Source organism: Halomicrobium sp. HArcht3-1, assembly GCF_058933345.1.
In genome coordinates this window covers 19,850-27,346 of the sequence record NZ_JBZYDM010000018.1, presented here as the reverse complement: position 1 = coordinate 27,346, position 7,497 = coordinate 19,850, and the positions used below count along the sequence as shown (strand labels likewise).

At 58.5% G+C, this 7,497-nt stretch carries 3 protein-coding genes and 1 rRNA gene; 1 reads left to right on the top strand and 3 read right to left on the bottom strand.

Features of this window, described 5'->3' with window-relative positions; genetic code table 11:
- Positions 1 to 378: 378 nt before the first annotated feature.
- Positions 379 to 1,849: ribosomal RNA gene (locus AC5FRW_RS18990) — 16S ribosomal RNA — on the bottom strand.
- A gap of 818 nt (positions 1,850 to 2,667) precedes the next feature.
- Between AC5FRW_RS18990 and rdfA the strand changes: the two genes are divergently transcribed.
- Positions 2,668 to 3,273, top strand: a complete 606-nt coding sequence (gene rdfA, locus AC5FRW_RS18985; protein ID WP_493570036.1) for a rod-determining factor RdfA — start codon at positions 2,668 to 2,670, stop codon at positions 3,271 to 3,273.
- Positions 3,274 to 3,276: 3 nt separating this feature from the next.
- On the opposite strand, the gene AC5FRW_RS18980 is transcribed toward rdfA, so the two are convergent.
- Both AC5FRW_RS18980 and AC5FRW_RS18975 read right to left on the bottom strand, forming a co-directional pair.
- Positions 3,277 to 5,220: an archaea-specific SMC-related protein gene (locus AC5FRW_RS18980; RefSeq protein ID WP_493570035.1), complete on the bottom strand. Its 1,944-nt coding sequence runs from the start codon at positions 5,218 to 5,220 to the stop codon at positions 3,277 to 3,279.
- Between the two features lie 743 nt (positions 5,221 to 5,963).
- Positions 5,964 to 7,478, bottom strand: a complete 1,515-nt coding sequence (locus AC5FRW_RS18975; protein ID WP_493570034.1) for a flippase — start codon at positions 7,476 to 7,478, stop codon at positions 5,964 to 5,966.
- Positions 7,479 to 7,497 lie beyond the last annotated feature (19 nt).

Below are 7,497 nucleotides of genomic sequence, written 5' to 3'. Positions count from 1 at the left end.
AAACTACACGAGTCCAGTGGACGCCTGGATCGCACGTACATACGGTGTCATGCACACAGCCGGTGCGAACCGGTCTGCATGTCGACCCTTCCTACTCGCGCTTGCACGGAGTAGTGCACTGGTCTTCGTATCACGTTCGAGCGCCGTCCCACACTTAAGGGGCACGGTTCGAGCGTGACACGAAATACGGACCCGCTGGGAGTTGCACCCAGCCTCCCCGAAGGGAGATCCGCCTCGGATAGGTCTTGTGAGCCCATCGGGCCCAACACTGCTTCCGACTTGCTGTTCGTTGTAGCCGTCGAGCCGAGAGGCTCTAATCGATACAACGAACAGCAACTGCAAAGGTGGGTCAGGCGCGTCGGCCTGATCCCGATCGTTAGGAGGTGATCCAGCCGCAGATTCCTCTACGGCTACCTTGTTACGACTTAAGCCCCCTTGCGAAGCCCAGATTTGACCATCGCATGATGGCCTCATCCGGACCTCACTCGGGTGCTTTGACGGGCGGTGTGTGCAAGGAGCAGGGACGTATTCACCGCGCGCTTATGACACGCGATTACTACCGAATCCAGCTTCATGAGGGCGAGTTTCAGCCCTCAATCCGAACTACGATCGAGTTTGGGAGATTAGCTCCACCTCTCGGTGTCGCGACCCATTGTCTCGACCATTGTAGCCCGCGTGTTGCCCGGTCCATTCGGGGCATACTGACCTACCGTTGCCCGTTCCTTCCTCCGACTTAGCGTCGGCGGTCTCTGTAGTGTACCCGACTACCGCAGGGTATCGCTGGCAACTACAGATGCGGGTCTCGCTCGTTACCTGACTTAACAGGATGCCTCACGGTACGAGCTGACGGCGGCCATGCACCTCCTCTCAGTAGCTCGGGTAAAGTCGTCAACCTGACCGTCGTTACTACTGTCGGGACCGGTGAGATGTCCGGCGTTGAGTCCAATTAAACCGCAGGCTCCTCCGGTTGTGGTGCTCCCCCGCCAATTCCTTTAAGTTTCATCCTTGCGGACGTACTTCCCAGGCGGCTCGTTTATCGTCTTCACTTCGGCTCACCGTGCACTCGTAGTGCACGGCAGACCTAACGAGCATCGTTTACAGCCAGGACTACCCGGGTATCTAATCCGGTTCGAGACCCTGGCTTTCGTCCCTCACTGTCGGGTCCGGCTTCTCAGCGTGCTTTCGCCATTGGTGGTCCGTCCAGGATTACAGGATTTCACTCCTACCCCGGACGTACCCGCTGAGTCTTCCGGCCCCAAGCCGAACAGTTTCCACCGGAAGCCGACGTGTTGAGCACGTCGATTTCCCGATAGACTTGCACGGCAAGCTACGGACGCTTTAGGCCCAATAATAGCGGCCATCACTCGGACTGCCGGTATTACCGCGGCGGCTGGCACCGGTCTTGCCCAGTCCTTATTCTTCGACCACCTTACGGTCGAGAAAAGCGAGGGCTATATGCCCTCGCACTCGGAGTCCCCCTATCGCACTGTCGTGCAGTGTAAAGGTTTCGCGCCTGCTGCGCCCCGTAGGGCCCGGTATCTTGTCTCAGATACCGTCTCCGGGCTCTGGCTGTCACCACCCGTACCGATTACTGGCACGGTGGGCCGTTACCCCACCGTCTACCTAATCGGCCGCAGCCACATCCTATAGCGCCTGAGCGTTTCTTGCATTCGGCATTCAAGCGTGAATGCAATATCCACGATTAGCCTCAGTTTCCCGAGGTTATCATGGTCTATAGGGTAGTTCGGCCACGTGTTACTGAGCTATACGCCACGAGTCTGAACTCGTGCGACTAGCATGGCTAAATCGGACTCCGATAGCAATGGCCTCCGGCAGGATCAACCGGAATGTGCTGATATACATCAGCGGCGGAAGTGGTTGCACTCCATTGGAAGCTAAAATGCTGAGGTATCCAACCCCAGCAACATCGTGTTGGGTCCGTGGGCTCACATCAGATCCCATCTTGACGGCGGACCGCAGGGGTGGGATCCTCATACTGGTGGACACCAGATCACTGCGATATGGTGTCCAAGTCGCCCCGGGCGACCCGGCGCGACCTTCGTATTACACCCGATGGGAGGGGTACATATAAATCGCACGTCTCAGAGGCGCCCTGTGATGGCAGCACACGCCTCGTGTACGGTGGTATTCCATCACACGACCACATGCAGGGGTACATAAGAAAGAGGCATCACGGGGGCCACCGCCGACCGGCGACTGTCACCCATGGAGAGAACGGTGGCGTGTACAGTGGTCAGGAGTCGATCGAGCGAGCGACACCACTCTGATCCCTCGTGGTAGGCCAGTAGCTGAGGAACACCGGGACGAGTGCGAAGGGGCAGTCGAGATTAAATCAGCCGTTTTAGTCCTACTCAAGGCTATCTAAATCCAGAGTTTAGTTACTGCACCCGACAAAACAGAAGAGAGGCGTATTCTCCCCAACTTTAGTGATATAAGACCTCCAAAATAGAACAAATTGTTTAATATAGTTCTATGTTCAAAACACCACTCTATAGAGAGGAATAGAGGCTACATCGAGGGCGAGAACGTTGGACATGGTGTGGTTTTTGAGTCGTGCGTGAGCGCGCTTCACGTGCGCGCGATAGAAAACCGTAGCAACTCGGGCATGTGCCAACCTACATTACCCCTGGCGTTCAGAATTGGAATATGAACAAACAACGCCGAAGCAAGGTCGAACGGCTGCTTGAGGAGTACGGCCTCGAAGGACTCGGCGACGAACTGGTGGCAAGCTGGACTGCCGATGGAGACGAACGAAAGAGTCTTCGACAGCTTGCGACCGAGTTTAACGTCGCGCTCGTCGACGCCAGTCTGGAGAGTGAGGGAGTGAGCCACTTCGATACGGACGGGAGCGCCATCTACGAAGCACTCGCAGACGACGAGTCAGATCGGGATCGGTCGACCGTCGAGACCCGTCTAGAGCGGGCCGGCGTCGATGTGGACGCGCTCGAACGTGACTTCGTCACCTATCAGGCGATCAGGTCCTACGTCAAGGACGTACGAGACGCCGAGTACGAGACGGCGAGCGACGAGGAGCACATCGAGAAGCAGAAGAACACGATCCAGCGGCTGGTGAGTCGAGCAACATCCGTGACAGAAGAGAAACTGACGCGCCTGCGAGACACCGACCGGATCACGCTCGGAGACTTCCGTCTGATCGTCGACTTTCAGGTGTACTGTCGCGACTGTGAGACCCAAAAGACGGTCTCGACGCTGTTGAGTGACCGTGGCTGTGAGTGCGAAAACGAAGCCTGATCGTTACTGACCGATGTCGGTGATGCGATGGTGGTCGATCTCTAAGGCGTCGGCGTCCTCGGGCAGGAGCGCGACGATGAGGTAATCGACGTACGACTCGAAGTACTCGATCAGGGCGGCGATCCGTTCGGAGTCGATCGGTTCGAGCGCGTCCATAATCATCACGGGAACCTCTTCGTGGACGTCGTGGACCAGATAGCCGGCCAGCGCGAACACGAGACCGGTTACTTCCCGTTCCGAGTCACTGAGGTGATCGACGGAGTCTTCGTAAGCGACACCGCTCTCGCTTGAGCGGATCACGTGGAGTTCGAAGGTCCGTTCGGTGGTCTTGCGTCGCCCCTTTCGGACCTCGTTCTCGACGATCTCGATCCAGATGCGCTCGATGTTGTCGTAGTCGAGGATCGTGAGAATCTGTTCCATGTGTTCGTTGAACTGCTCGACAGCGTCGGCTTCGATCTGATCGATCCGGGTCCGGAGGTCGGCGAGTTCCTCCTTGAGCTGGTCGCGCTGGTCCCGGAGGTCGCTTTCCTCGCCGACGCGGGATTCGATCTCGGAGATCTCGCTTTCGACCTCGTCGCGCTCGGTTTCGAGGCGGCCGAGTTCGTACTCGATGTCGTTGGCGGTGCGGTGGAGTTCGAGCACGTCTTCGTAGCTCTCGGATTCGAGGGCTTCGACGGTGTCTTCGAGTTGTTCGACCTCGTCGGTCAGGTCATCCTTGCGTTCGGTCAGCCGTTCGAGCGAGCGTTCGGTCGATTCGATGTCGTTCTCGACGCGGGCCAGTCGTCGCTGGGCCTGTTCGCGCTCACGTTGCTGTGATTCGTACCGCTTTTTCTCGCGCTTGTACTCGTCGAGTTCCGACTCGATGTCGTCGATCGTATCGAGTTTCTGGCGACGGAGATCACGGAGGTTCGAGACCGTGTCCTCGATCTGGTCGATCTCGACTTCCGAGCCACAGGTCCAGCAAACGGTCTGTTGGCTCTCGTCGAGCAACTGGTCGGTGACGGTCGCACCGTCACCGCCGTCGGCCGCGATGTCGACGGCAGGGTGGCTCCCGCTCGTCGCCTCGTCGATCATCTTCTCGTTGAACTGGATCGTCTTCTGGAGTTCGCTGATCTCGGCGTCGAGTTGCTGCTTCTGTGAACGCAAGTCGTCGACGTGGTGCTCGATGTTGTCGAGTTCCCCCTCTGGAACGGCGTCCAGATCGTCGATCTCGGCGTCGAGTTCGTTGCGCTCGGTCTGGAGGGAGTCGAGGCGTTTTCGTTTGGCTTCGATCTCGTAGCGAACGTCTTCGAGCGTGGAGCGAACGTCACGCAGTTCCGCGAGTGCGTCTTCGAGTTCCTCGCGCTCCTCGCGCTGATTTTCTACGGAGGCGTCGGCGTCTTCGATCTCGGCTTCGAGTTCCTGGAGTTCGGCTCGTTTGTCCTCGACTTGGGACTGGAGGTCCTGTTTCCGTTCTTCGAGTGTCGGCAGGCGCTGTTTGAGTGAGTCGATCTCGTCGAGATCCTCGTCGATGCGGTCACGTTCGCGCTGGCACCGTTCGATCTCGGACTGAATCTCGTCGGTGTCGACCGGTCGCATGATGAGGTCGCGGAGGTCCACGGTCGACTGGACGGCACGACGTGCTTCGTTTGATTTCAGCAGAAACGCAAATAGATCCGCGATTTCGGGATCGTCGAGGTACGGTTCCCCTTCGGAACTGACGCCGGCACCGGTTCGTGTGAGTGTCCGTTCGTACACGCTCTCGTCGAGTTCGAGACTGACGAACCCTTCGTCGGCATCGCCCTTGATCGAGACCTGATCGCTTCCCAGCGCAGCCATTACGGATCGAAGAAACGAGGTCTTGTTCGAGGCGTTCGGACTCGCCAGAACCGTCACACCGGGTGGTATATCTGCCGTCGTTCGTTCGATACCGCCAATATTCTCAACGGTCAAAGTTCCGGGCACCATACTCTGTGGGAAGATGTCGAATCTACATGTAGATTCTGGTTTCGAAAAAAGGGATTGTCCAGCAGACGCCGGAGAGACGTGGCCGAGCACGAAAAGGGATAACAATCGTACCAGCGATATTTGAGAGGTGATCGATCAGTAGAGACCGCAAGCGGGCGCGGGTATCGAAGCCTGAGGAAGCGATACTCGACCGCGAGGAAAGTCGAGGAGCCGCCAGCAGCCCGATAAAATGTAATCTATATATACCTTCTCTGGGTAGACAATGCTGAACGCTTAGTCAGCTATACCGAAAGCCTCGTTATATTATATTCTATCAGAAATACCTTCATTGCTTATATATTATTTTGTAGATTTTCGTCGAGCGCGGAGATGGTCCGAGCGCCTGGATACACCCGATTTTGCGGCTGAACAGCCACGAACATCAGTAGTGTCGTCGATCGATAGTGATACCGCCGATATCACAGGCCCGTTCGTTGCGAGGGTGCTTCGACAGGTGTAAACGACGGGAGAACAGTCGGTGTCACAGTCGAACGATGATCCCGGAGGCACCTCACAGCCGATGTTACGGGTGGGCAGACATCTATTATCCGTTATATGGATTATCTCCAGTTGAAGTCGGTTTTTCGACACACGCCCCCAATTAAGTATCACGCTGTGAGTCGAGAAATAAATCTGTGCTGTCGATCGTTCTGTCATCTCAAGCAGAGAAAGGAACCGCGACAGAGTGGGCCACACCGACGGGCCTACTGATCCGTATCCGGGAGGAGCGAGCGGAGTCTCGGGCCGACGGGTGCAGGAAGAACACCGGTGAGCCGCCGAAGTTCGCCGACGGTGAGAGCACCGAAAGCGACCGCGAGACTGGTGTAGACGAGTCCACCAATGATCGGCACGACGAGCAGGGAGAGGTAGTCGTTGCCGATGACGGCGTCGACGAGGTAAATGACGGGGGCGGCGACGGCCACGGTCCCGACGAGCGATCGAAGACGGAGGTCGTTCAGTGGACGGTAGCCGAGATAGCGGGCACAGCCAACGTGGAAAACGAACATCGAGGCGTAGCCGACACTCGTCGCCGCGGCGGCACCGATCATTCCGTAGGTCGGGATCAAGAGTGCGTTGAGGACGACGTTGATCCCGGCGGCGCTCGCGGTCGCGACGATCGGGACTTTGAGACGACCGCTCCCCTGATTGATCGCGTAGAGGGGACGAGCGAGCGCGAAGCCGAGCGTTCCCGGCAACAGGACGAGCAGCGGGGCGACAGTCCCGGAAAACTCGGAGCCAAAGTACAGCGGAATCGCCTCGTCGGCGAGGACGAGCAGGCCGATGCCCATCAGCGAGACCAGCAGCCAGACGTACCGGGTGACACGCGAGGCGAGGCTGGTGATCCGGTCGAACTGCCGCTCGGCCCAGAGCTGTGAAGTCGAGTGGAGCAAGAGCGTCTGCAGCGACAGCGGGACGAACCAGACGTACTCGGCGATAGCGAGAGCTGCTTTGTACTGGCCGGTCTGGCCGCCGTCGGTGAGCAAGCGCATCATCACCACGTCGACGTGAAACAGCGACAGCAACATGAGTACGAGGACGATGTTGAGACCGTTGAACGACAGCAGTTCCCTGGTAGGGAAATCATCGGGGGGACCGCGGAGGATGGCCGAGACGGAGAGGGTCCGGCCGACGAGGGCAAGCCCGACGACGGCGAGCACTGCCGCACCGACGATGTTCGAGATGAGGAAGGCGTCGACGCCGAGACCGACGGCAGCCAGTGCGAGTCCCAGCGTGATCCATGTGAGTTTCGTCAGAACACGCAGTGGCTCGGAGTAGCGTTCGAGACCGAGACCCATGAGCGTGCGGCGGGTGAACGCTCGCAACTGGGCCGCGACGACGAAGACTGCGAGCAACGCGAAGTACCAGGAAAACGGTTCGCCGAGGAGTCGGCTCGGCAGACCGGTGAGAGTCGCGACGCCGAGGACGACGGCGCCGATCGCGCCCAGCAGGAGCGTCAGCCGGAGGTAAAAGCCCACGACGTGTTCGCGCCAGTGGTCGCCGTCGCGGGTCTCGGCGACGAACTTCTGGACACCCTCGGTGACCCCGGAGCTGACGAGGATCATGTAGAGGCTAAACGTCGAGATGAGGAAGGCGTAGTTCCCGTAGCCGGTCGTCCCGAGTTCGCGCACGACGATCGGTAAGGAGACGATACTGATGATCGAGGTCGCCAGTTTCGCGCTAAACAGTGCACTGAACGCCTCGGTCAGCGATCGGTCCACGGTGATACACCTCCTGTCA

Excerpts from the sequence above, each read along its gene's own strand:
- AC5FRW_RS18980 (WP_493570035.1), bottom strand. The coding sequence starts at position 5,220 with ATGGTGCCCGGAACTTTGACCGTTGAGAATATTGGCGGTATCGAACGA.
- rdfA (WP_493570036.1), top strand. The coding sequence starts at position 2,668 with ATGAACAAACAACGCCGAAGCAAGGTCGAACGGCTGCTTGAGGAGTAC.